Raw genomic sequence first — 23,503 nt, 5'->3', positions numbered from 1 at the left:
CGAAGGGCCACGTCAGCCACCTGCCGGACCGTCAGCGGCGCACGATGCGTCGTCAAGGAGCTGCATGCGCAGGGGAGTTGAGGATCATGGAGCACGGCGAACTAGTGGTCCAGACCTATTGACCTGTGGTCCAGACCTTCCTATTCTCACGGCACCGTGGGTGTGAAGGCTCAGTCACGCCCCTCCCTCCCCAACTCCCCCCGAGGAGGCGCGGAATGCGCTTCAGACAACGAGCCACGGCAGGGCTCGCCACGCTGCTGCTCCCCCTGGCCGGCCTGGTCGGTCTCGCGAGTCCGGCCCAGGCCGCCGACAGCGCCACCGCCACGTACACGAAGACCCAGGACTGGGGCACGGGCTTCGAAGGCAAGTGGACCGTCAAGAACACCGGTACCACTGCCATCAGTTCGTGGACGATCCAGTGGGACTTCCCCTCCGGCACCTCCGTCACCTCGGCCTGGGACGCGGACGTCACCAGCTCGGGCAACCACTGGACGGCCAAGAACAAGTCCTGGAACGGCACGCTCGCCGCGGGCGCCTCCGTCTCCTTCGGCTTCAACGGGGCGGGCTCCGGCTCCCCCTCCAACTGCACCCTGAACGGCGGCAGTTGTGACGGCGGGCCCACCGTCCCCGGCGACAGCGCGCCATCCGCGCCGGGCACCCCCACCGCCTCCTCGATCACCGACACCTCGGTGAAGCTCTCCTGGAGCGCGGCCACCGACGACAAGGGCGTCAAGAACTACGACGTCCTGCGCGGCGGCAGCAAGGTCGCGACCGTGACGACGACCTCGTACACGGACACCGGCCTGACCGCCGGCACCGACTACTCGTACACCGTCCAGGCCCGGGACACCGCCGACCAGACCGGTCCGGTCAGCGGCTCGGTCGCGGTCCACACCACCGGCGGCACCACCGACCCGCCGCCCAGCGGCAAGAACGTCAAGCTCGGCTACTTCACCGAGTGGGGCATCTACGGCCGCAACTACAACGTCAAGAACCTCGTGACGTCGGGCTCGGCCGCCAAGATCACGCACATCAACTACGCCTTCGGCAACGTCACCAACGGCCAGTGCGCGATCGGCGACTCCTACGCCGACTACGACAAGGCATTCACCGCCGACCAGTCGGTCAGCGGCGTCGCCGACACGTGGGACCAGCCGCTGCGCGGCAACTTCAACCAGCTGCGCGAGCTGAAGGCCAAGTACCCGAACATCAAGGTGCTGTGGTCCTTCGGCGGCTGGACCTGGTCCGGTGGCTTCGCCCAGGCGGCCGCCAACCCGACCGCGTTCGCCAACTCCTGCTACAACCTGGTCGAGGACCCGCGCTGGGCCGATGTCTTCGACGGCATCGACATCGACTGGGAGTACCCGAACGCCTGCGGTCTGTCCTGTGACACCAGCGGTGCCGCGGCCTACAAGAACCTGATGCAGGCCCTGCGCGCCAAGTTCGGCTCGAACAACCTGGTCACCGCGGCCACCACGGCCGACGGCACCTCCGGCGGCAAGATCGACGCCGCCGACTACGCGGGCGCCGCGCAGTACGTCGACTGGTACAACGTGATGTCGTACGACTTCTTCGGGGCGTTCAACGCGCAGGGCCCGACCGCCCCGCACTCCCCGCTCACCTCGTACAGCGGCATCCCGACGCCCGGCTTCACCACGGCCGACGCGATCGCCAAGTTCAAGTCGAAGGGCGTGCCCGCGAGCAAGCTGCTCATCGGCATCGGCTTCTACGGCCGCGGCTGGACCGGGGTCACCCAGTCCGCGCCCGGCGGCACGGCGACCGGACCGGCCGCCGGCACGTACGAGCAGGGCATCGAGGACTACAAGGTCCTGAAGACGTCCTGCCCCTCGACCGGCACCGTCGCCGGCACGGCGTACGCCTACTGCGGCAACAACTGGTGGTCGTACGACACCCCGGCCACCATCGGGACGAAGATGTCGTGGGCCAAGAGCCAGGGCCTGGGCGGCGCCTTCTTCTGGGAGTTCAGCGGCGACACCAGCAACGGTGAACTCGTCAGCGCCATCAACAGCGGCCTGAGCTGATCACCGGCCCGGACCGGGCACCGCTCCACCCCGCACGACGAAACGAACCGCGGGCAGACCTCCAGGGGTCTGCCCGCGGTTCGCTGTCCGGGACCGGCGGAACCCGCGGGACGGGACGACACAGGGCCCGCAGGACAGGTGCCCGCAGGACAGGGCCCGCAGGGCGCGGAGAAGCCCGCGCAGGAACGTCAAAAGGCCCGTACGGCATCAGGAAGCCGACGGGCCGACGGTGGGTACCTCAGGCGACGTTCACCCTCTGGCCGGGCGGGGCGGCCTCCAGCCAGGCGAGGAATCCGGTCAGCGCGTCCTCGCTCATCGCCAGTTCGAGACGCGTCCCGCGGTGCAGACAGGCCAGGATGATCGCGTCGGAGAGCAGCGCCAGCTCCTCCTCGCCCTCGGCGGCGCGACGGCCGGCGACCTCGATCGCCGAGCGTTCGAGGACGCGGCGCGGGCGGGGGGCGTACGAGAAGACGCGGTACCACTCGACGCGGTCGCCGTTGTAGCGGGCGACCCCGTAGCTCCAGCCCTTGCCGCTGTGGTCACCCTTCTCGGGGACGTCCCAGCGCAGGCTGCAGTCGAACGTTCCGCCGGAACGCTGGATGAGCCGGCGGCGGAGGCCGAAGACGAACAGCCCCACCACCACGAGCGCCACTACCACTCCGCACACAGTCAGAGCGAGGACCATCGACACCGACCTCCTCGTCTCCTAGGTAACGGAAAAGAAAAAACTTCCGGATTTGCCTCAGCCGCGGCCAGGGCCGGAGTGATCCGGTCCCAGCCGCGGCTGAGTCAAAGCCTTGCACAGTGCTCCCCCAGCGCCTGCAGGGCTGGGGTCGCACCAAGGGTCAGCGGGTCGCCACCGCACGCAGACGGACGTCCGCGCGACGCTCGGCGGACGCGTCCGCGTCCGACTTCGCGCGCTCGAGCGCCCGCTCCGCACGCTGGACGTCGATCTCGTCCGACAGCTCGGCGATCTCGGCCAGCAGCGACAGCTTGTTGTCGGCGAAGGAGATGAAACCGCCGTGCACCGCGGCGACGACCGTTCCACCATCACTCGTACGAATGGTCACCGGGCCCGACTCCAGCACACCGAGAAGCGGCTGGTGACCGGGCATGACGCCGATGTCGCCGGACGTGGTACGCGCGACGACCAGGGTGGCCTCGCCGGACCAGACACTACGGTCCGCGGCGACGAGCTCGACGTGCAGCTCAGCAGCCAAGGTGGGCTCCTCGGGTCACCACCCGGCGTTGCTGCCGGGTGTTGGGTCAAAGTCTAGTAGGCGTACGGAGGGGGAAGGACCGCACCCCGCGAGGTGCGGCCCCGCCCCATCACTTCAGAACCGAGGTTCAGGAGACGCCGAGCTCCTTGGCGTTGGCCTTGAGGTCCTCAATGCCACCGCAGAGGAAGAACGCCTGCTCCGGGAAGTGGTCGTACTCACCGTCGATGATCGCGTTGAAGGCCGCGATCGACTCGTCCAGCGGGACGTCCGACCCGTCGACGCCGGTGAACTGCTTGGCGACGTGGGTGTTCTGGGACAGGAAGCGCTCCACGCGACGGGCACGGTGGACGGTGAGCTTGTCCTCCTCGCCCAGCTCGTCGATACCGAGGATCGCGATGATGTCCTGAAGATCCTTGTACTTCTGCAGAACCGACTTGACGCGCATCGCGGCCGCGTAGTGGTCCGCCGCGATGTAGCGGGGGTCCAGGATGCGGGACGTGGAGTCCAGCGGGTCCACGGCCGGGTAGATGCCCTTCTCGGAGATCGGACGGGAGAGAACCGTCGTCGCGTCGAGGTGGGCGAACGTGGTGGCCGGTGCCGGGTCGGTCAGGTCGTCCGCGGGGACGTAGATCGCCTGCATCGAGGTGATCGAGTGACCACGGGTCGAGGTGATGCGCTCCTGGAGGAGACCCATCTCGTCGGCCAGGTTCGGCTGGTAACCCACCGCGGAGGGCATACGGCCGAGCAGGGTCGAGACCTCGGAACCGGCCTGCGTGAAGCGGAAGATGTTGTCGATGAAGAACAGCACGTCCTGCTTCTGCACATCGCGGAAGTACTCCGCCATGGTCAGACCCGCGAGGGCCACGCGCAGACGGGTGCCCGGGGGCTCGTCCATCTGGCCGAAGACAAGGGCGGTCTTGTCGATGACGCCCGAGTCCGACATCTCCTCGATGAGGTCGTTGCCCTCACGCGTGCGCTCACCGACACCGGCGAACACGGAGACACCGTCGTGGTTGTTGGCGACGCGGTAGATCATCTCCTGGATGAGCACCGTCTTGCCGACGCCGGCACCACCGAACAGACCGATCTTTCCACCCTTGACGTACGGGGTGAGAAGGTCGATGACCTTGACGCCGGTCTCGAACATCTCGGTCTTCGACTCGAGCTCGTCGAAGCGCGGGGCCTTGCGGTGGATGGACCAGCGCTCGCCCGAGTACTTCTCGTCGGAGTTCAGCACCTCACCGAGGGTGTTGAACACCTTGCCCTTGGTGAAGTCGCCGACCGGGACGGAGATGCCCGTGCCCGTGTCGGTGACGGCGGCCTGGCGGACCAGACCGTCGGTGGGCTGCATGGAGATCGTACGGACCAGGCCGTCACCCAGGTGCTGGGCGACTTCCAGGGTCAGCGTCTTCTTCTCGCCGGCGTTGGCCGGGTCGGCCACCTCGACGTGAAGAGCGTTGTAGATGTCCGGCATCGCGTCGACGGGGAACTCCACGTCGACGACCGGGCCGATGACCCGGGCGACGCGGCCCGTGGCAACGGCCGTCTCAGAAGTCGTCGTCATTACTTGTCACTCCCCGCGGTCGCGTCGGCAAGGGCTGCGGAGCCGCCGACGATCTCGCTGATTTCCTGGGTGATTTCGGCCTGGCGGGCCGCATTGGCAAGTCGGGAGAGCGTGGTGATCAGGTCTCCCGCGTTGTCGGTCGCCGACTTCATCGCGCGGCGCGTGGCGGCGTGCTTGGAGGCAGCCGACTGGAGCAGCGCGTTGTAGATACGGCTCTCGACGTAGCGCGGCAGCAGGGCGTCAAGGACGTCCTCCGCCGACGGCTCGAACTCGAACAGCGGGAGGATCTCGCCCTTGGGCGCTTCCTCCGCGACCTCTTCGAGGCGAAGCGGCAGCAGTCGGCCGTCGATGGCCGTCTGCGTCATCATCGAGACGAACTCGGTGTAGACGATGTGGAGTTCATCCACGCCGCCCTCGGCCGTGTCCTTCTCGATGGCCTCGATCAGCGGACCCGCGACCTTCTTCGCGTCCGCGTAGGTGGGCTCGTCGGTGAAGCCCGACCACGACTCCACGACCTTGCGCTCGCGGAAGTTGTAGTGGGCCAGACCGCGGCGGCCGACGATGTACGTGTCGACCGTCTTGCCCTCGGCCTCGAGGCGGGCGGTCAGCTGCTCCGCCGCCTTGATGGCGTTGGAGTTGAAGGCGCCGGCCAGTCCGCGGTCGCTCGTGAGGAGCAGCACCGCGGAACGGGTCGCCGTCTCCGCCTCCGTGGTCAGCGGGTGCTTGGTGTTCGAACCGGTGCCGACCGCCGTGACCGCGCGGGTGAGCTCGGTCGCGTACGGCGTGGAGGCCGCCACCTTGCGCTGCGCCTTGACGACGCGCGAGGCGGCGATCATCTCCATCGCCTTGGTGATCTTCTTGGTCGCGGTGACGGATCGGATGCGACGCTTGTAGACCCGGAGCTGGGCTCCCATGAGTCAGGTCCCTTCCTTACGTCACTTGGCGGCGGCCGGAGCGTCCTCGCCGAGAAGCTTCCCGTCCGAGGTCTCGAACTGCTTCTTGAAGTCCGCGATGCCGTCGGCGATGGCGGTGAGCGTGTCGTCCGACATCTTGCCGCCCTCCTTGATGGAGGTCATGAGGCCCTGCTCCTTGCGGTGCAGGTACTCCAGGAGCTCCTTCTCGAAGCGGCGGATGTCGGCGACCGGGACGTCGTCCATCTTGCCCGTGGTGGCGGACCACACGGAGACGACCTGGTCCTCGGTCGGCATCGGCTGGTACTGAGCCTGCTTGAGCAGCTCGACCAGACGCTGACCGCGCTCCAGCTGCGACTTCGACGCGGCGTCCAGGTCGGAACCGAAGGCGGCGAACGCCTCCAGCTCGCGGTACTGGGCCAGGTCGAGGCGAAGACGGCCGGAGACCTGCTTCATCGCCTTGTGCTGGGCGGAGCCACCGACGCGGGAGACCGAGATACCGACGTTCAGGGCCGGACGCTGGCCGGCGTTGAACAGGTCGGACTCCAGGAAGCACTGGCCGTCGGTGATGGAGATGACGTTGGTCGGGATGAACGCCGACACGTCGTTCGCCTTGGTCTCGACGATCGGCAGACCCGTCATCGAACCGGCGCCCAGGTCGTCGGAGAGCTTCGCGCAGCGCTCCAGCAGACGGGAGTGCAGGTAGAAGACGTCACCGGGGTAGGCCTCGCGGCCCGGCGGACGGCGGAGCAGCAGGGACACGGCGCGGTAGGCGTCGGCCTGCTTCGAGAGGTCGTCGAAGATGATGAGGACGTGCTTGCCCTCGTACATCCACTGCTGACCGATGGCCGAACCGGTGTACGGCGCAAGGTACTTGAAGCCGGCCGGGTCGGACGCCGGGGCGGCGACGATGGTCGTGTACTCCAGCGCGCCGGCCTCTTCGAGGGCGCCACGCACGGAGGCGATGGTCGAACCCTTCTGGCCGATGGCGACGTAGATGCAGCGGACCTGCTTCTTGGTGTCGCCCGAGCGCCAGTTGTCACGCTGGTTGATGATCGTGTCGACGGCCAGCGCGGTCTTGCCGGTCTGACGGTCGCCGATGATCAGCTGACGCTGGCCACGGCCGATCGGGGTCATCGCGTCGACGGCCTTGTAGCCCGTCTCCATCGGCTCGTGCACCGACTTGCGGACCATGACGCCCGGGGCCTGCAGCTCGAGGGCGCGGCGGCCGGACGTCTCGATCTCGCCGAGGCCGTCGATCGGGTTGCCGAGCGGGTCGACGACGCGGCCGAGGTAGCCCTCGCCCACGGCGACGGACAGCACCTCACCGGTGCGCTGCACCGGCTGGCCCTCTTCGATACCGCTGAACTCGCCGAGGACGACCGCACCGATCTCGCGCTCTTCCAGGTTCAGCGCGAGGCCGAGGGTTCCGTCCTCGAACTTCAGCAGCTCGTTCGCCATGGCCGAGGGAAGACCCTCGATCTTGGCGATACCGTCGCCGGCGACGGTGACCGTACCGACCTCCTCGCGCGAGGCCGCGTCCGGCTGGTACGACTGGACAAAGTTCTCCAGTGCGTCCCGGATCTCCTCCGGCCGGATCGTGAGCTCCGCCATCTGGGTTCCCTGCTCTCCTTGTTGGGCCCGAAGTTTCACTTGGGGGGATGGGGGACTCCCCCCGATGAGAGGTGAATCCTCTGCACGGCCCAACCAGGGCCGTAATTGCGTACTGCTTGTGTGTTACTAGCTCGCCATGCGGCGGGCGGCGTCCTCGAGTCGGTCCGCGATGGAACCGTTGATGACCTCGTCGCCGACCTGCACCCGGATCCCGCCGAGGACATCGGGGTCCACGTCGAGGTTGAGGTGCATCGGGCGGCCGTAGAGCTTGGCCAGGGCGGCGCCGAGGCGCTGCTTCTGTCCGTCACTCAGCGGCACCGCCGAGGTGACCACGGCGACCATGCGGTCGCGGCGCTCGGCGGCGAGCTTGGACAGGGACTCGAGTCCCGCTTCCAGGCTACGTCCGCGGGGCGCGGTCACGAGACGCGTCACCAGACGCTCGGTCGTCACGTCGGCCCGGCCGCCGAGCAGGCTGCGCAGCAGCTCGCTCTTGGCCGCCGTGGTGGCGGCCCGGTCGGTCAGCGCGGCGCGCAGTTCGGTGTTCGAGGCGACGATCCGGCCGAAGCGGAACAGCTCGTCCTCGACGTTGTCGAGCGCGCCCCTCCGCTGCGCCGCCGTGAGGTCGGCGGTGGCGGTGAGCTCCTCGAGGGCATCCACGAGGTCGCGGGGCTGCGACCAGCGGGAACGCACCATCCCGGACACCAGGTCGGCGGCAGCGCCGCCCACCTGGCCGCCGATCAGGCGCTGGACCAGCTCGGCCTTGGCCTCGCCGGGCTGCGCCGGGTCGGTGAGGACCCGACGCAGCGACACCTCGCGGTGGAGCAGCGCGGTGACCGCGGCCAGCTCGTCGGCGAGCCGGGCCGCGTCCACGGACGTCGAGTCCGTCAGCGCGTCGAGACGCTCACGTGCGGCTGCGGTTGCCTCGCGGCTCGCTCCGTGTGCAGTCATCGAGCCGCCTCGGCCTTCTCCTCAAGCTCGGAGAGGAAACGGTCGATGACACGGCTCTGGCGGGCGTGGTCCTCGAGGGACTCGCCGACGAGCTTGCCGGCCAGGTCGGTGGCCAGGGTGCCGACGTCCTGACGCAGCGACTGAGCGGCGGCCTTGCGGTCGGCGTCGATCTGCGTGTGGCCGGCGGCGACGATCTCGTCGCGCTGCCGCTGGCCTTCCGCGCGCATCTCGGCGATGAGCGTGGCGCCCTGCTCCTGTGCCTCCTGGCGCAGGCGCGCGGCCTCGTGACGGGCCTCGGCGAGCTGAGCCTTGTACTGCTCGAGAACGCTCTGGGCCTCGGTCTGCGCGGCCTCGGCCTTTTCGATACCGCCCTCGATGGCCTCGCGACGCTGCTCCAGAACCTTGTTGATGTTCGGGAGAAGCTTCCAGGCCAGGAAGCCGAAGACGATGACGAAGGCGAGCAGGCCGATGACAAGCTCGGGGATCGGCGGGACGAGGGGGTTTTCCTTCTCCTCGGCCGCCAGAATGAGCAGGTGGCTCATGTCAGTGCCTTTCGTCTAGTGGGCTGTCGCTGATCGGGTGGATCAGGTGCCGTAGACGAACGGCATGACCAGACCGATGAGGGCGAGCGCCTCACAGAAGGCGAAGCCGAGGATCTGGTTGGCGCGGATCAGACCGGCGGCCTCGGGCTGACGGGCGAGAGCCTGGGTGCCGTTACCGAAGATGATGCCGACGCCGACGCCGGGGCCGATGGCCGCGAGGCCGTAACCGATCGAGCCGAGCGAGCCGGAGACAGCGGCAAGGGTCTGGGACATGCCAGTTCTTCCTTTTCTTTACGGACCGGTGGGGGGTGGCCACCGGACGAATGCGGGTTCAGAGAGGGGCGCTCAGTGGTGCTCGGCCAGCGCGCCCTGGATGAAGGTGCAGGTCAGCAGCACGAACACGTACGCCTGCAGGGCCTGGATGAACAGCTCGAAGGCCGTCATGACGAGGACCATGATGAACGAGACGCCGGAGTAGACGATCCCGAAGCCGTTGAGCAGGTACCAGGACGCGATCGTGAACAGCAGCAGCAGGGTGTGACCCGCGAACATGTTCGCGAAGAGTCGCACCGCGTGCGTGAACGGCCGGACGATCAGGTTCGAGAGCAGCTCGATGAACATGGCCAGCGGGAGAACCGGGCCGAGCGACTTGTCGTAGCCGCTGAAGTTCTTGAACGCTCCGACGAATCCGTGGCGCTTGAACGTCAGGGAGACCCAGACGATGTAGACGATCAGGGCGAGAACCGCGGGGTAGGCGATGATCGCCGTGACCGGGAACTGCGCGACCGGGATGATCGACCAGAGGTTCATCATCCAGATGAAGAAGAACAGCGAGACGATCAGCGGAACGTACTTCTCGCCTTCCTTCTTGCCGATCGTCTCGTAGACGACGCCGCGGCGGATGAAGTCGTAGCCGGTCTCGGCGACCATCTGCAGCTTGCCCGGGACGACCTTCGGCTTGCGGAAGGCGGCCCAGAAGAAGGCGACGACGACGATCGAGCCGAGCAGCGCCAGGAGCATCGTCTTGTTGAAGTACAAGTTGCTGTCCCCGTCGCCCCAGAGAGGCTCGAACAGGAACGAGTGCAGGCCGGGTGCCGGGAAGCCACAACCGTCGAAGATGTGGCAGTCGGTCTCGAAGGCGAGCACCTGCGTCGGGTCAGCACTCACCGCGGGCTCCTTCAGCGTGGCGCATAGGTACGGCATCCTCGTTGTGTCGGCGCGGCGCGCAGCCGCGGTTCGGCACTGGGCTGGTGTTACGGATGTGGGGGCGGCAGAGGGGCATCAAGCCTCGCGATCGAACAGGCGTCAGCTCAGATGCCCGCGCCCGCGATGCCGCAGTTGGCACCGGACGATAGCAGGATCTCCTGCGTGCACTTATCCCGGCCCTACCCCTCACGACGAGTGCCCCTTGTTTTCGGGCTTTTCGGCCTTCGAGGAGTCGGGCTCGACGTAGAGGATCTTGGCCTTCATATGGGCACGTGCCTGTGCGCCGATCCACACGAGCGTGGTGACGACCAGGGTGAGCGCGAAGGACTTGGGATTGAACAGCGATGTGTTCTTGAACGCGGCGACAAAGATGAAGAGCAGAAGAATTTGTGCCGTGTAGAGCAGGAGACCCATCGCCTGGAACAAGTGCGGAAGCGATTTGGCAGTGCGCTGCAGGACGTAGAGGCCGAGCCCCATGAAGAGCAGCACCACCAGCGTCGCGACGACCGCCCCGAGGGCTCCCTTGCCGCCGGCGACCGCACCGCTGACGACGGCGGCGATCGCGCCGACGGCAGCCGTGGGTACGGCGGCCTGAAGGAGGATCCGGGCGTCATTGGACGGCATGGCGGCAACTCCGCTTGCTAAGGGGGGCGTGTCGTCATGGACGAGCGTAGTCCCGGGCTGAGAGAGAACCTCACGCCAAAGGACCGTCGTTCAGGGGTCCTTCGGCTCTGCCCTGGGTTCTCGTGAACCGTATCACAAACTATTTGATGAGGTCTTTACCTGGTTGGTGTGCTGACTGTCACACATGAGAGTGAAGCTGCGCGTCTGTGCATTTCAAGCGCCCTTTTGTCTGATATTGGGGCGCTTTACTCCCCCACGGTTTGGTCACGCGTTAGTCAGATTCTTACCTTCGGCTCAGCGCGAGGACTCCGCCTCGCGCCGGTCCAGAAGTCGCGGACGGGTACCGATCGCGGTGGCTCCATTGACTCCCGAGACTCCGGCGACCGCCGGAGCGCGGTGCTCACGCGCCTCCTCCGGCTCGCCGGAGGCCGCCTCGTGGGTCACGGGCGCCGTGTCCCTGGCGGCGGCCCTGCGACGGCGGTAGCGGGGCGGCAGCAGGTGTTCCGCCCAGCGCGGGGCACGCGGCGTGAAGCGCGGCAGCAGGAGCAGGACGAGACCGACCGCGCTCAGTGCCGCGATCGTCAGCACGCTCCACATGGCCCCGGAGTTGACCGAGTACGCCAGAGCGCCGAACGCGATCAGCGCCGACCAGAAGTACATGATCAGGACCGCGCGGCTGTGCGAGTGGCCGACCTCCAGGAGCCGGTGGTGCAGATGCCCCCGGTCCGCGGCGAACGGCGACTGCCCGCGCCAGGTGCGCCGCACGATCGCGAGCACCAGGTCGGCGGCCGGGATCGCGATGATCGTCAGCGGCAGCAGCAGCGGGATGAACACCGGCACCGTCTGATGCACGGTGTTGCGCTCGGAACCGGAGAACAGGTTCATCACGTCGGGGTCGATCTGCCCGGTGATGGAGATGGCTCCGGCGGCCAGCACGAGACCGATGAGCATCGAGCCGGAGTCACCCATGAAGATCCGCGCGGGGTGCATGTTGTGCGGCAGGAAGCCCAGGCACATGCCCATCAGGATCGCCGCGAAGAGCGTCGCCGGGGCGGCCGCCTCGATGCCGTACGAGTACCAGATCCGGTAGGCGTACAGGAAGAACGCGGCGGAGGCGATGCACACCATGCCGGCGGCCAGCCCGTCGAGACCGTCCACGAAGTTGACCGCGTTGATCGTGATGACGACCAGCGCCACCGTCAGCAGCGTGCCCTGCCACTGGGTCAGCGCGACCAGCCCGACCCCGGGGATCGGCAGCCACAGGATCGTCAGACCCTGCATGACCATGACGCCCGCGGCGATCATCTGGCCGCCGAGCTTGATCAGGGCGTCGATCTCGAACTTGTCGTCGAGCACGCCGATCAGCCAGATCAGCGCGGCCCCGGAGAGCAAGGCGCGCGGCTCGTTGGAGTTCTGGAAGACCGCGTTCAGGTTCTTCAGGTGGTCGGCGACCAGCAGGCCGGCGCACAGACCGAAGAACATCGCGATGCCGCCGAGCCTCGGCGTGGGTTCACGGTGCACGTCGCGCGCCCGGATTTCCGGCATGGCTCCGGCCACGATCGCGAATTTCCGCACCGGCCCTGTGAGCAGGTACGTCACCGCGGCCGTGATGCAGAGCGTCAGCAGGTATTCACGCACGGGCTTCCCCACAGGTCTCGCTGGCCATCACAGCCCCACACCCTAGCGATGCACGCATATGGTTGAGGACTTTCGGGTAGCGACGATGGTTGCACGTGTGGCTGTGCGACTCGGTACGCGTACCCCCGGTCAGTCCGGATAAGGCGGAAATCTTCCCGTCAGTTCCCGCACTTCCTCCCGTGCCGACCGGCTGTCGATCTCGTCCCTGAGCACCCCCGCGAACAGTGCCGCGACCCGTGCCATCTCCGGCTCGTCCATCCCCTGGGTGGTCAGCGCCGCGGTGCCGAGCCGCAGGCCGCGGGCGTCGCCGTGAGGCAGCGCACAGGTGTCGAGGACCATACCGGCGGCGGCCAGCCGGCCCCGAGCGGTCCGCCCGTCGACGCCGAGCGGCGCCGGATCCGCGACGAGCAGATGGGTGTCGGTGCCCCCCGTGGTCACCGCGAGCCCCTCCGCCTCCAGACCCGCGGCCAGCACCCGCGCGTTCGCGGTCACCTGATGGACGTACGCCGTGAAGGCCGGGGTCGCCGCCTCGCCGAACGCGACGGCCTTCGCCGCGATGGTGTTCATCTGCGCGCCGCCCTGCGTGAACGGGAAGACGGCCCGGTCGACCCGCTCGGCGAGTTCGCCGCCGCACAGGAGCATGCCGCCGCGCGGACCGCGCAGCACCTTGTGCGTGGTGGCGCACACGACGTCGGCGTACGGCACCGGGTTCGGCGCCGCTCCCCCCGCGACGAGCCCGATCGGGTGGGCGGCGTCCGCGATGAGATAGGCGCCGACCTCGTCGGCGATCTCCCGGAACAGCGCGTAGTCGATGTGCCGCGGGTACGAGATGGACCCGCAGACGACGGCCTTGGGGCGACGGGCGCGGGCCAGGGTGCGCACCTGCTCGTAGTCGATCAGCCCCGACTCCGCCTCGACGCCGTAGCCGACGAAGTCGAACCAGCGGCCGGAGAAGTTCGCGGGCGACCCGTGCGTGAGATGACCGCCGAAGGGCAGGCCCATCGCCAGCACGGTGTCCCCCGGACGCAGCAGGGCGGCGTACGCGGCCAGCACGGCCGAACTCCCGGAGTGGGACTGCACGTTGGCGTGATCGGCGCCGAAGAGGGCCTTGGCGCGGTCGACGGCGATCCGCTCGGCGACGTCGACGATCTCGCAGCCGCCGTGGTGACGGACGCCGGGATAGCCCTCCGCGTACTTGTTCGCCAGCGGCGAGCCGAGCGCGGCCAGCACGGCCGGCGACGTGAAGTTCTCCGCGGCGATGAGCTGCAGCGTGGTCGTCTGCCGGTCCAGCTCACCGCGCAGGATCTCGGCGAGCTCGGGATCCTGTCGGCTCAGTACATCCGCATCGGGCATGGTGGCGACCGGCATGGTGGACTCCGGACATCTGCGGGGGGACGCTTACGTCCAATGTAGAACCGGGACCGTTGCCACGCCCGGTGTCACGTCCGCGCGGGTACCCCCGTCAGGGCGGTGACGACGGGGTCCAGCGCCTCGTTGATCTCGTCCCCGATGGACCGGAAGAACGGCAGGGGCGCCCCGTACGGGTCGAACACCTCGTCCGCCTCGGCGGTCGGGGCCAGCAGCCAGCCGCGCAGCGCGGCGGCGGCCCGCACCAGGGCCACGGCACGCTCGACCGCGCCGTCCTCCAGGGGCGGCAGGGTCGCGGGGTCTATGGCGCGCACCAGCCGGGTGAACTCCTTCAGCGTGAAGGTGCGCAGGCCGGCGGAGTGGCCCATGGAGATGACCTGGGCCCGGTGGTCGCGGGTGGCCGTCAGGACCAGGTCGGCGCGGATCACGTGGTCGTCGAGGAGCTCGCGCCCGACGAAGCCGGAGGGGTCCGCCCCGAAGTCGGTCAGGACGGTGGCCGCGTTGGCCTCCATGGGAGCACCCTCGTGACCCCAGGTGCCGGCGCTCTCCACGATGAGGCCGCCCCACAGGGGGTCGCCCAGCCGGTCCGCCAGGGCATGCCGGGTCAGCCGCTCGGTGATCGGCGAGCGGCACACGTTGCCGGTGCTGACATGGAGGATGCGGAAGGACCCGTTCGGGGATCCGCCGGTCCCGGTGGTCCCCGTGCCTATGCCACGCATGGGACTGCTCCCTGCTCCGGCCGAGCGGGGAGCCCGGAGGGCTCGGGGGCTGTCAATTCGCCACCTCGAGGTCGGGTACGACCTTCCGGAGCTCCTCCGCCGACAGTGCGCCCGCGCGCAGCAGGACGGGCACCTTGCCGGTGACGTCGACGATCGAGGAGGGCACGTTGCCGGGGGTCGGGCCGCCGTCCAGGTAGACCGAGACGGAGTCGCCGAGCATGCCCTGGGCGGCGTCGCAGTCCTCCGGCGCGGGGTGGCCGGTGAGGTTCGCGGAGGAGACGGCCATCGGGCCGACCTCCGTGAGGAGTTCGATGGCGACGGGGTGCAGCGGCATACGGATGGCCACCGTGCCGCGGGTGTCCCCCAGGTCCCACTGGAGCGAGGGCTGGTGCTTGGCGACGAGGGTCAGGGCACCCGGCCAGAACGCGTCGACGAGCTCCCAGGCCATCTCGGAGAAGTCCGTGACGAGGCCGTGCAGGGTGTTCGGGGAGCCGATCAGGACGGGCGTGGGCATGTTGCGGCCCCGGCCCTTGGCGTCGAGCAGGTCGGCGACGGCCTCCGAGGTGAAGGCGTCGGCGCCGATGCCGTAGACGGTGTCGGTGGGGAGGACCACCAGTTCGCCACGGCGGACGGCGGACGCCGCCTCACGCAGACCTGTGGTGCGGTCGGTCGCGTCGTTGGTGTCGTATCGCCGTGCCATTTAGCGGGCCTCCTCATACACGTACTGCTGGCTGGGGGTGCGAAGAAACGCGATGCGGGCGTACGCGGTGCGCGGGCGCCCCGTGGTGCGACCGCGCGCCGGGACCGTCCGGGCCGTGCTCACGGCATCGCCTTGCGGGCGGTCGCGAACCGCGGCCGGTTGTTGAGGTCCGGGTGGTCGGCCGCGTCGGCCCAGCCCCGCTCCTCGGTGAAGATCCACGGCACCTGCCCGCCCTGGGTGTCGGCGTGCTCGATGACGACGACACCTCCGGGGCGCAGCAGCCGGTGCGCGGTGCGCTCGATGCCGCGGATGAGGTCGAGTCCGTCCTCGCCGGAGAACAAGGCGAGTTCGGGGTCGTAGTCGCGGGCCTCCGGCTGTACGTACTCCCATTCGGTGAGCGGGATGTACGGAGGGTTGGAGATCACCAGGTCGACCTGGCCGTCGAGGTCGGGGAACGAGGCGAGGGCGTCACCCTGGCGCAGGTCGACCCTGGACCCCTCGACGTTCTTGCGCGTCCACCGCAGGGCGTCCTCGGACAGCTCGACGGCGTGCACCCGGGAGCGCGGGACCTCCTGGGCGAGGGCGAGCGCGATGGCGCCCGAGCCGGTGCACAGGTCGACGATCAGCGGTTCGACGACGTCCATCGCGCGGACGGCGTCTATGGCCCAGCCGACGACCGACTCGGTCTCCGGGCGGGGGACGAACACGCCGGGCCCCACCTGGAGTTCGAGGTAGCGGAAGTAGGCGCGCCCGGTGATGTGCTGGAGCGGTTCGCGGGCCTCGCGGCGCGCGGTCACCTCCCAGTAGCGGGCGTCGAAGTCCGCGTCCTTGACGCTGTGCAGCTCGCCCCGCTTCACACCGTGCACGAAGGCGGCGAGCTCCTCCGCGTCGTTGCGCGGCGAGGGCACGCCGGCGTCGGCCAGCCGCTGGGTGGCCTGGGCCACTTCCGCGAGCAGCAGGTTCACGCTGGTCCTCCGGGGCTGAGCTGGTGTCGTGGGTGGTGCGGCGCCGGACCGTCGTCGTCGGTTACGCGGCCGCGAGCTTGGCGGCCGAGTCCGCGTCGACGCAGGCCTGGATGACGGCGTCGAGCTCACCGTCGAGGACCTGGTCCAAGTTGTACGCCTTGAAGCCGACGCGGTGGTCCGAGATGCGATTCTCCGGGAAGTTGTACGTACGGATCTTCTCGGAGCGGTCGACGGTACGGACCTGGCTGCGGCGGGCGTCGGCGGCCTCCCGCTCCGCCTCCTCCTGCGCCGCCGCGAGGAGCCTGGAGCGCAGGATACGCATCGCCTGCTCCTTGTTCTGCAGCTGGCTCTTCTCGTTCTGGCAGGAGGCGACGACTCCGGTGGGAATGTGCGTGATGCGCACCGCGGAGTCGGTCGTGTTGACGGACTGGCCGCCGGGGCCCGAGGAGCGGTAGACGTCGATGCGGAGATCGTTCGCGTGGATCTCGACGTCGACCTCCTCGGCCTCGGGCGTGACGAGCACGCCGGCGGCGGAGGTGTGGATCCGGCCCTGCGACTCGGTCGAGGGCACGCGCTGCACCCGGTGCACACCGCCCTCGTACTTCAGGCGGGCCCAGACACCCTGGCCGGGCTCGGTGGCACCCTGGCCGCCCTTGGTCTTCACCGCGACCTGGACGTCCTTGTAGCCGCCGAGCTCGGACTCGGTGGAGTCGATGATCTCGGTCTTCCAGCCGATGCGCTCGGCGTAGCGCAGGTACATGCGCAGCAGGTCACCGGCGAACAGGGCGGACTCGTCGCCGCCGGCGCCCGCCTTGATCTCCAGGATGACGTCCTTGTCGTCGCTCGGGTCGCGGGGGACGAGCAGCAGGCGGAGCTTCTCGGTGAGCTCTTCGCGCTGCTTCTCCAGGTCCTTGACCTCGGCGGCGAAGTCGGGGTCGTCGGCGGCGAACTCCTTGGCCGTGCCGATGTCGTCCCCGGTCTGCTTCCAGGAGCGGTACGTCGCGACGATCGGGGTCAGCTCGGCGTAGCGCTTGTTGAGCTTGCGCGCGTTGGCCTGGTCGGCGTGGACCGACGGGTCAGCGAGCTTCTTCTCCAGATCGGCGTGCTCGCCGATCAGTTCCTCGACCGCCTCGAACATCTCCGGCTCCAATGGACTGTCCCCAGCTCCGTGCAGGGCGCGGGGACGTAGGTACGGCGTGGGGTTCCCCTTGCTCGAACGCGTCGAGAGCCCGGGGAGGGGGCTGGACCGCAAAGCGCCGGTCCCGGCGTCCCCGGGCGGGGGACGTCGAAGACCGGCGCTGTGGGCTCGCTACTTGCTGGCAGCGGCAGCCTTGCCGAAGCGGGCCTCGAAGCGGGCCACACGGCCACCGGTGTCGAGGATCTTCTGCTTGCCCGTGTAGAACGGGTGGCACTCGGAGCAGACCTCGGCGCGGATGGTGCCGCTGGAGATCGTGCTGCGGGTGGTGAACGACGCGCCACAGGTGCAGCTGACCTGCGTCTCGACGTACTCGGGGTGGATGTCGCGCTTCAAGGTGTCTCCTAGATTCGGGAGGGCACCGGGTCGCCGCCGCTGGATGCGGATGCGTGAACCGGGGCCGACGTACCAGTCTGCCAGCACTGGCCGTATCCCCCAAAACGGGGGGACGCGGCGATCTATTCCCCGGGGTCCCGGGGCGGGCCGGACGGGGCCCGACCGCCGCGCACGGCGGCCGGGTCGCGCACAGGGCAACCGGCCCGCACCCACGGCGGCCGGGCACCGCCGGTGCCGGTCCGCGCACGTCCGCGCGGGGCTCAGCCGGGGCTGACGACGCCCTTCGCGGTACCGGTGGCCGTTCCCTTCGTCGCCGCCTTCGGGATCGGCCGGTCGGCCTCCAGCGCCTTCCACACCATCTCGGCCTTGGCCTTGTCCACCAGGACGCGGTTGCCGTCGTTCGGGTCGTACTGGACCGGCATCGTCACCATGGTCATGTGGGACGAGCCGATGCCCTTGAGGCCGCCCGCGAAGGAGGCGAGGTCGGTGACGCTGCCGAGGTCGGAGTCGGTGGTCACGGTCTTGGTCGCGGTGTCGGCGAGGTCGTACAGCTTTTTCGGGTTGGACAGGAGCCCGATGTGCTTGACCTGGTCGACGAGCGCCTTCATGAACGCCTGCTGGAGCTGGATGCGGCCGAGGTCGGACCCGTCGCCGACGCCGTGCCGGGTGCGGACCAGGCCGAGCGCCTGCTTGCCGTTGAGCTCGTGCGACCCGGCCGAGAGGTGCAGATGGCTCTCCTTGTCGGAGATGGCCTTGGTCGTGGTGACCGTGACACCGCCGAGGTCGTCGATCAGCTTCTGGAAGCCGCTGAAGTCGATCTCGATGTAGTGGTCCATGCGGATACCGGTCATGGACTCAACGGTCTTCACCGCGCAGGCGGCGCCGCCGGTGGAGTAGGCGGAGTTGAACATCGCGTCGGACTCCGCGCCGTGGACGGTGCCCTGGGAGTCGGTGCAGGAGGGCCGCTGGACGAGGGTGTCCCGGGGGATGGAGACCACGCTGGCCTTCTTGTGGCCCTTGTACACGTGGACGATCATCGCGGTGTCGGAGCGGGCGCTGCCGTCGTCGGTACCGCCGCCCAGCTTCTTGTTGGTGCCGGAGCGGGTGTCGGAGCCGAGGACCAGGATGTTCTCCGAGCCGTTGTCGACCTTCAGGGGCCGGTCGCTGCCGAGCGCCTGGTTGATGTCGACGCTCTTGAGGTTGCCGTTGAGCTTGAAGAACAGGTAGCCGGCTCCGGCGCCGCCGAGCGCCACGACACCCGCCGCGGTCCAGGCCGTGATGAGCAGGGCCTTGCTCCGAGCGCTGCGGGGCTTGCGGCGGCTGCCCTTCGGGCGGGGCGGCGGGGTGCTGTTGCCGGGTTCGCCCGGTATGGCGGGCTCCGGCGTGCTCTCGGCGGGCATGTGTTCCTCGGCTTCCTCTTTGCGGTCGGTTACCCCCTGCTTTCAGGGCCAGGCCCATCTGGTCGTGACGAGGCGTACCGCTCCATGGTCACTCCGTACGGTCAGACGGGGAAACTCGGGAAAGGGTTGCACGACGAAAAGTGCCCACCGCGTGACGCGGTGGGCACTTTGTGTACTCGATCTGCGCTCGGCCGGAGCGGGGAGAACCCCGCTCACCTGCGATGTCAGCCGAAGATGTCGTACTGCTTGAAATCGGTACCTACCGAGACCCTTGTGGCAAAGATCTCGCTGGTGGCCTTTCCGGTCCCGGCGTACAGGTAGAGCGTGCCGCCGGGGGTGCGGGCCAGGAAGTCGGCCTTGCCGTCGCCGGTGATGTCACCGACCGCGTCGAAGGCGTTGTAGCCGGTCCAGGCGCTGCGCACCTTGATCCGGGAGGAGAACGCCTCGGAGCCGGTCTTGCCGGTGCCCTTGTACAGGTACAGGTCGCTGCTTCCCGACTGACGGGCGAGCAGGTCGGCCTTGCCGTCGCCGGTGAAGTCACCGTGCGCGCGGATGGAGTTGTACTGGTTCCAGCCCGTGCGGACCTGGATGCGTGCCGAGAAGGTGCCGTTGCCCTTGCCCGGGTACTCCCACATCGCTCCGGCGGAGTCGACGGAGAGCATGTCGGGCAGACCGTCGCCGGTGATGTCGCCGGGGGCGATGATCCGGGTGCGGGTCTTCCAGTTGGTGAAGATCTTGTCGGTCGACCAGTCGTCGATCGACTTCACGTAGTGCATCCAGAAGACGTCGCCGCTGACGCTGTCGCGCACCACGAGGTCCTGGTAGCCGTCACGGTTCAGGTCCGCCTGGACGACGCTGTTGACGCCGTCCCAGTCGCCCCACGTCACGCGCGCGGCGAACGAGGTGCCGTTGGAGTTCTTCGAGTAACCCGTCTTGGTCGACGAGTTGCGGACCCAGAGGTCGGCCTTGTGGTCACCGTTCAGGTTGGTGTCCTCGACGCGCGGGTAGGCGGCGCCGACGTAGGTGCTGACCTTCGAGAAGACGCTGTACGCGCCCGCCGCGACGCAGTCCTCGACACCCCAGGAGACGACACCGACGATGCGGCCGCCCACGATCAGCGGGCCGCCCGAGTCGCCGTTGCAGGCCGTGGTGGTGCCGGCGTCGGAGCCGGTCGCCTTGGTGCCCGCGCAGACCATGTGGCCGGCGACGAAGTCCGTGCCGTACGTGTTCTTGCAGGTGGTGTCCGAGTTGATCGGCAGCGTGGCCGTCTTCAGCGTCTCGGAGATGTCCTGCGAGGTGGACGAGGTGCGGCCCCAGCCGTACAGCGTGCCCTTGGTGCCGGACGCGTACGACGCGGTGTCGCCCGACGTCGTCATGGGGATCGGCTTGGCGCTCACGGCGTTCGCCAGCGTGATGATCGCGATGTCGTTGTCGATGGTCGTCGAGCTGTACGACGGGTGGTTCCACTGGCGCAGGGGAGCGCTGACCGTGGCGCCGGACGGCAGCGTGCTGCCGCTCGCCAGCTGGGCGGTGCCCGTGACGACGGCGCCGTTGGCGTTCCAGTCGTAGCCCTTGACGCAGTGCGCGGCCGTGAGGATCTTCGTCGGCGCCACGACGGAGCCGCCGCAGAAGAAGCCGATGCCCCTGGCTTCGTCGTAGTACCAGAGCTGCGCCATCCACGGAGCCGTGGAGATGGTGGTCGTGGTACCGCCGATGATCTTCGGGTCGACCTTCGCCGTGTTCGTACCGGCGCTCAGGGACGCCTTCTGGGTCATCCGACCCGCGACGTCGTCACCGGCTACGGCGCCCGCGACACGCTTCTCCAGCTCGGCCTGGGACGGCGTCGAGTGGGTGGGCCGCACGGTCGGAGTCGGCAGCGTCGTGCTGGGCGCGGCGTTCGCGGACGACATCAGGAGCGCGCCGGCGACCACCGCGGCGAGGCCCGCCGCGGCGACCGGGACGGCGATCCGTATACGGCGTCTGTGCCTACCGCCCCCGGACGTGGACGTATCCACTCAAGTCCCCCCTCAGAGATTAGAGTTCAGATCTGCTTCAGCAGTTGTTCAAGGGCGCGATCGTACACGTGTCCCGAACAGCGCAAAGGGCCGCCCCCGTCACCTGGGTGACGGGGGCGGCCCTTTGCGGATTCTGCCCTGCGAACTCCGGTCGCGGACGACCTCGGCCGCGAAGACGTCAGTCGTTGCCGTTGCCCGGCGACGGCGTCGTCTTCTGGATCTGGAGCAGGAACTCGGCGTTCGACTTCGTCTGCTTCATCTTGTCGAGCAGCAGCTCGATCGCCTGCTGCTGGTCGAGCGCGTGGAGCACGCGACGCAGCTTCCAGGTGATGGCCAGCTCGTCGCTGCCGAGCAGGATCTCTTCCTTACGGGTACCGGACGCGTCGACGTCCACCGCCGGGAAGATGCGCTTGTCGGCGAGCTTGCGGTCGAGCTTGAGCTCGGCGTTGCCGGTGCCCTTGAACTCCTCGAAGATGACCTCGTCCATGCGCGAGCCGGTGTCGACGAGCGCGGTGGCCAGGATCGTCAGCGAGCCGCCGTCCTCGATGTTGCGCGCGGCACCGAAGAAGCGCTTCGGCGGGTAGAGCGCGGTCGAGTCGACACCACCGGACAGGATGCGGCCGGAGGCCGGGGCGGCCAGGTTGTACGCACGGCCCAGACGGGTGATCGAGTCGAGCAGCACGACGACGTCGTGGCCCAGCTCCACCAGACGCTTGGCACGCTCGATGGCGAGCTCGGCGACCGTGGTGTGGTCCTCGGCCGGACGGTCGAAGGTCGAGGAGATGACCTCGCCCTTGACCGACCGCTGCATGTCGGTGACCTCTTCCGGACGCTCGTCGACCAGGACGACCATCAGGTGGCACTCGGGGTTGTTGTGCGTGATCGCGTTGGCGATCGCCTGCATGATCATGGTCTTGCCGGTCTTCGGCGGGGCCACGATCAGACCGCGCTGGCCCTTACCGATGGGCGCGACGAGGTCGATGATGCGGGTCGTCAGCACACCCGGGTCGGTCTCCAGACGGAGCCGGTCCTGCGGGTACAGCGGCGTCAGCTTGTTGAACTCGGGACGGCCGCGACCGGAGTCGGGGGCCATGCCGTTGGTCGAGTCCAGGCGCACGAGCGCGTTGAACTTCTCGCGGCGCTCGCCGTCCTTGGGCTGACGGACCGCGCCGGTGACGTGGTCACCCTTGCGCAGACCGTTCTTGCGGACCTGGGCCAGGGAGACGTACACGTCGTTGGGACCCGGCAGGTAGCCCGACGTACGGATGAACGCGTAGTTGTCGAGGATGTCGAGGATGCCCGCGACGGGGATCAGCACGTCGTCGTCGGCGACCTGCGGCTCGGCGATCTCGTCACGTCCACGACGGCCGCGACGGTCCCGGTACCGACCGCGCCGGCCACGGCGGCCGCCCTCGAAGTCGTCGTCGTCCTGCGGTCCGTTGTCGCGCGGCTGCTGGCGGTCCTGACGGCCGCCGCCCTGCTGCTGACGGTCGGGGCGGTCCTGGCGGTCCTGGCGCTCCTGACGGTCCGGACGCTGCTGGCCGGCACCCTGGCCGCCCTGCTGCTCGTCGCCCTTGGCCGGACGGCGGTCGCGGTCACGGCCGCCCCGGTCGCGGTCACGGCGGTCGCGGCGCTCACGACGGCCCTCGGCGCCCTCGGCGTCGCCCTGCGTCTCGGTCTTCGTCTCGCCCTTGGCCTCGGCGGTGACCGTCTCGGGGCTGCCCGCCTCGGCGGTGGCACGGCGACGGCGGCGCTCGGCGGGGGCTTCGTCCGCCCCGCGGTCGGCCTCGCTCGTACGGGAGGGACCGCCGGCCGGCTGGCCGGGGATCTCGATCTGCTGCTGGGCCACGGCCTTCTCGGCGGCCTTCTCGGCCTTGTCCACGGCCGGGGCGGCGGCCTCGTCACCCGTACGGGCCTTCGAGGTGGCGCGGCGCTTCGGCTTGGTCTCGGCGGTGTCGGACGCCTCGGCCTTGGCCGGAGCACCCCCTCCGGCCTGGGCCTCCTTGATGACCTCGATCAGCTGGCTCTTGCGCATCCGCGCGGTGCCCCTGATACCGAGGCCGGACGCGACCTGCTGCAGCTCGGCCAGCACCATGCCCTCGAGGCCGGTACCGCGGCGTCGCCTGGAGCCGGCACCGGTGGCAGGCGCGGAGGCGTCCGTGGCGGGCGCGGCAGCGGTCTCCTCGACACGTGCGCCCATCAGATCGGTGGTGTCGCTCACGAAGGGTCCTTCCCTGGAGCGGACGTCGGCCTGTCTGGCTCGGCGACCGGTTGTGCTGTCCGGCATTGGCCCTTGCTGTGTGGACCGTGCCGGGGCGGTGGTCCGCCAAAGCGGCGGAAGACATTGCTGGTGATGACGATTCCGGAGCCGTGGCACTGAGGTTCGGTGTCATCGGCTCGGTCACGCCGGTTCCGGAGCGTGCTCAGCACTGCTCAGCGCATAGCACCCAATGCAAGGCACGTAGCAGTTTGGGAGGCTCCCGGAAGAATGGGTGT

21 protein-coding genes are annotated in these 23,503 nt (G+C 68.9%); 1 reads left to right on the top strand and 20 read right to left on the bottom strand.

From position 1 onward, the window contains the following. Window positions 1-215: 215 nt before the first annotated feature. Entirely contained in the window at window positions 216-2,042 is a 1,827-nt protein-coding gene (locus tag ACFYYF_RS37020; protein ID WP_361683331.1) for a glycoside hydrolase family 18 chitinase, read from the top strand. A gap of 238 nt (window positions 2,043-2,280) precedes the next feature. On the opposite strand, the gene ACFYYF_RS37015 is transcribed toward ACFYYF_RS37020, so the two are convergent. The 20 genes from ACFYYF_RS37015 to rho form a co-directional block, all read right to left on the bottom strand. Further along, a complete protein-coding gene (locus ACFYYF_RS37015; protein ID WP_361683333.1) occupies window positions 2,281-2,727 on the bottom strand; it encodes a DUF2550 domain-containing protein in 447 nt (148 codons plus the stop codon). Between the two features lie 160 nt (window positions 2,728-2,887). Continuing rightward, window positions 2,888-3,262: a F0F1 ATP synthase subunit epsilon gene (locus ACFYYF_RS37010; protein ID WP_037624931.1), complete on the bottom strand. Its 375-nt coding sequence runs from the start codon at window positions 3,260-3,262 to the stop codon at window positions 2,888-2,890. Window positions 3,263-3,389: 127 nt separating this feature from the next. Continuing rightward, window positions 3,390-4,826, bottom strand: coding sequence for a F0F1 ATP synthase subunit beta (atpD, locus tag ACFYYF_RS37005; RefSeq protein ID WP_388782852.1), 1,437 nt, complete (start codon window positions 4,824-4,826; stop codon window positions 3,390-3,392). Next, entirely contained in the window at window positions 4,826-5,740 is a 915-nt protein-coding gene (locus tag ACFYYF_RS37000) for a F0F1 ATP synthase subunit gamma (RefSeq protein WP_388782849.1), read from the bottom strand. The genes atpD and ACFYYF_RS37000 overlap by 1 nt, the downstream gene beginning before the upstream one ends. Before the next feature lie 21 nt (window positions 5,741-5,761). Beyond that, the gene (atpA, locus tag ACFYYF_RS36995) at window positions 5,762-7,351 is read right to left on the bottom strand and encodes a F0F1 ATP synthase subunit alpha (protein WP_382787357.1); all 1,590 of its coding nucleotides are present in this window, start codon (window positions 7,349-7,351) and stop codon (window positions 5,762-5,764) included. 126 nt (window positions 7,352-7,477) lie between these two features. After that, complete coding sequence (locus tag ACFYYF_RS36990; protein ID WP_388782845.1) at window positions 7,478-8,299, bottom strand: F0F1 ATP synthase subunit delta; 822 nt, start codon at window positions 8,297-8,299, stop codon at window positions 7,478-7,480. Then, the gene (locus ACFYYF_RS36985; RefSeq protein ID WP_388782842.1) at window positions 8,296-8,841 is read right to left on the bottom strand and encodes a F0F1 ATP synthase subunit B; all 546 of its coding nucleotides are present in this window, start codon (window positions 8,839-8,841) and stop codon (window positions 8,296-8,298) included. The genes ACFYYF_RS36990 and ACFYYF_RS36985 overlap by 4 nt, the downstream gene beginning before the upstream one ends. A gap of 42 nt (window positions 8,842-8,883) precedes the next feature. Continuing rightward, window positions 8,884-9,114: an ATP synthase F0 subunit C gene (atpE, locus tag ACFYYF_RS36980; RefSeq protein WP_028804225.1), complete on the bottom strand. Its 231-nt coding sequence runs from the start codon at window positions 9,112-9,114 to the stop codon at window positions 8,884-8,886. 72 nt (window positions 9,115-9,186) lie between these two features. Beyond that, window positions 9,187-10,023, bottom strand: coding sequence for a F0F1 ATP synthase subunit A (gene atpB / locus ACFYYF_RS36975; protein ID WP_361683493.1), 837 nt, complete (start codon window positions 10,021-10,023; stop codon window positions 9,187-9,189). 210 nt (window positions 10,024-10,233) lie between these two features. Further along, complete coding sequence (locus ACFYYF_RS36970; RefSeq protein ID WP_361683345.1) at window positions 10,234-10,671, bottom strand: hypothetical protein; 438 nt, start codon at window positions 10,669-10,671, stop codon at window positions 10,234-10,236. A 294-nt stretch (window positions 10,672-10,965) separates the two neighbouring features. Then, window positions 10,966-12,309, bottom strand: coding sequence for an MraY family glycosyltransferase (locus ACFYYF_RS36965; RefSeq protein WP_361683347.1), 1,344 nt, complete (start codon window positions 12,307-12,309; stop codon window positions 10,966-10,968). Window positions 12,310-12,438: 129 nt separating this feature from the next. Continuing rightward, window positions 12,439-13,662 carry a serine hydroxymethyltransferase gene (gene glyA, locus ACFYYF_RS36960; protein WP_388782837.1) on the bottom strand — a complete coding sequence of 408 codons (1,224 nt, stop codon included), beginning with the start codon at window positions 13,660-13,662 and terminating at the stop codon, window positions 12,439-12,441. Between the two features lie 86 nt (window positions 13,663-13,748). Beyond that, window positions 13,749-14,396 carry a protein-tyrosine-phosphatase gene (locus ACFYYF_RS36955; protein WP_388782834.1) on the bottom strand — a complete coding sequence of 216 codons (648 nt, stop codon included), beginning with the start codon at window positions 14,394-14,396 and terminating at the stop codon, window positions 13,749-13,751. 52 nt (window positions 14,397-14,448) lie between these two features. Beyond that, window positions 14,449-15,096, bottom strand: a complete 648-nt coding sequence (locus tag ACFYYF_RS36950; protein WP_103550972.1) for an L-threonylcarbamoyladenylate synthase — start codon at window positions 15,094-15,096, stop codon at window positions 14,449-14,451. 119 nt (window positions 15,097-15,215) lie between these two features. Continuing rightward, complete coding sequence (prmC, locus tag ACFYYF_RS36945) at window positions 15,216-16,061, bottom strand: peptide chain release factor N(5)-glutamine methyltransferase (RefSeq protein ID WP_361683353.1); 846 nt, start codon at window positions 16,059-16,061, stop codon at window positions 15,216-15,218. A 61-nt stretch (window positions 16,062-16,122) separates the two neighbouring features. Beyond that, on the bottom strand, window positions 16,123-17,199 hold the full coding sequence (gene prfA / locus ACFYYF_RS36940) for a peptide chain release factor 1 (RefSeq protein WP_388782831.1): 1,077 nt from the start codon (window positions 17,197-17,199) through the stop codon (window positions 16,123-16,125). A gap of 171 nt (window positions 17,200-17,370) precedes the next feature. Then, on the bottom strand, window positions 17,371-17,592 hold the full coding sequence (gene rpmE / locus ACFYYF_RS36935; protein WP_037624960.1) for a 50S ribosomal protein L31: 222 nt from the start codon (window positions 17,590-17,592) through the stop codon (window positions 17,371-17,373). A gap of 260 nt (window positions 17,593-17,852) precedes the next feature. Next, entirely contained in the window at window positions 17,853-18,992 is a 1,140-nt protein-coding gene (locus ACFYYF_RS36930; protein ID WP_388782828.1) for an LCP family protein, read from the bottom strand. A 224-nt stretch (window positions 18,993-19,216) separates the two neighbouring features. Further along, the gene (locus ACFYYF_RS36925) at window positions 19,217-21,007 is read right to left on the bottom strand and encodes a trypsin-like serine protease (RefSeq protein ID WP_388782825.1); all 1,791 of its coding nucleotides are present in this window, start codon (window positions 21,005-21,007) and stop codon (window positions 19,217-19,219) included. Between the two features lie 178 nt (window positions 21,008-21,185). Further along, window positions 21,186-23,228, bottom strand: coding sequence for a transcription termination factor Rho (gene rho, locus ACFYYF_RS36920; RefSeq protein ID WP_388782822.1), 2,043 nt, complete (start codon window positions 23,226-23,228; stop codon window positions 21,186-21,188). Window positions 23,229-23,503: the final 275 nt, after the last annotated feature.

Origin of the sequence: Streptomyces sp. NPDC001914, assembly GCF_042891215.1 — a bacterium.
In the GTDB taxonomy this organism is placed as follows: Bacteria; Actinomycetota; Actinomycetes; order Streptomycetales; family Streptomycetaceae; genus Streptomyces.
Note: the sequence above shows the minus strand (reverse complement) of the source record. Positions and strands in the feature narration are given on the sequence as shown.

What these genes read in the sequence shown, in the direction of transcription:
- ACFYYF_RS36970 (WP_361683345.1), bottom strand. Translation starts at nt 10,671, where the DNA reads ATGCCGTCCAATGACGCCCGGATCCTCCTTCAGGCCGCCGTACCCACG.
- prfA (WP_388782831.1), bottom strand. Translation starts at nt 17,199, where the DNA reads ATGTTCGAGGCGGTCGAGGAACTGATCGGCGAGCACGCCGATCTGGAG.
- ACFYYF_RS37015 (WP_361683333.1), bottom strand. Translation starts at nt 2,727, where the DNA reads ATGGTCCTCGCTCTGACTGTGTGCGGAGTGGTAGTGGCGCTCGTGGTG.
- glyA (WP_388782837.1), bottom strand. Translation starts at nt 13,662, where the DNA reads ATGCCCGATGCGGATGTACTGAGCCGACAGGATCCCGAGCTCGCCGAG.
- ACFYYF_RS36950 (WP_103550972.1), bottom strand. Translation starts at nt 15,096, where the DNA reads ATGGCACGGCGATACGACACCAACGACGCGACCGACCGCACCACAGGT.
- ACFYYF_RS36990 (WP_388782845.1), bottom strand. Translation starts at nt 8,299, where the DNA reads ATGACTGCACACGGAGCGAGCCGCGAGGCAACCGCAGCCGCACGTGAG.
- atpD (WP_388782852.1), bottom strand. Translation starts at nt 4,826, where the DNA reads ATGACGACGACTTCTGAGACGGCCGTTGCCACGGGCCGCGTCGCCCGG.
- ACFYYF_RS37000 (WP_388782849.1), bottom strand. Translation starts at nt 5,740, where the DNA reads ATGGGAGCCCAGCTCCGGGTCTACAAGCGTCGCATCCGATCCGTCACC.
- ACFYYF_RS36985 (WP_388782842.1), bottom strand. Translation starts at nt 8,841, where the DNA reads ATGAGCCACCTGCTCATTCTGGCGGCCGAGGAGAAGGAAAACCCCCTC.
- ACFYYF_RS36955 (WP_388782834.1), bottom strand. Translation starts at nt 14,396, where the DNA reads ATGCGTGGCATAGGCACGGGGACCACCGGGACCGGCGGATCCCCGAAC.
- ACFYYF_RS36930 (WP_388782828.1), bottom strand. Translation starts at nt 18,992, where the DNA reads ATGCCCGCCGAGAGCACGCCGGAGCCCGCCATACCGGGCGAACCCGGC.
- atpA (WP_382787357.1), bottom strand. Translation starts at nt 7,351, where the DNA reads ATGGCGGAGCTCACGATCCGGCCGGAGGAGATCCGGGACGCACTGGAG.
- ACFYYF_RS37020 (WP_361683331.1), top strand. Translation starts at nt 216, where the DNA reads ATGCGCTTCAGACAACGAGCCACGGCAGGGCTCGCCACGCTGCTGCTC.
- atpE (WP_028804225.1), bottom strand. Translation starts at nt 9,114, where the DNA reads ATGTCCCAGACCCTTGCCGCTGTCTCCGGCTCGCTCGGCTCGATCGGT.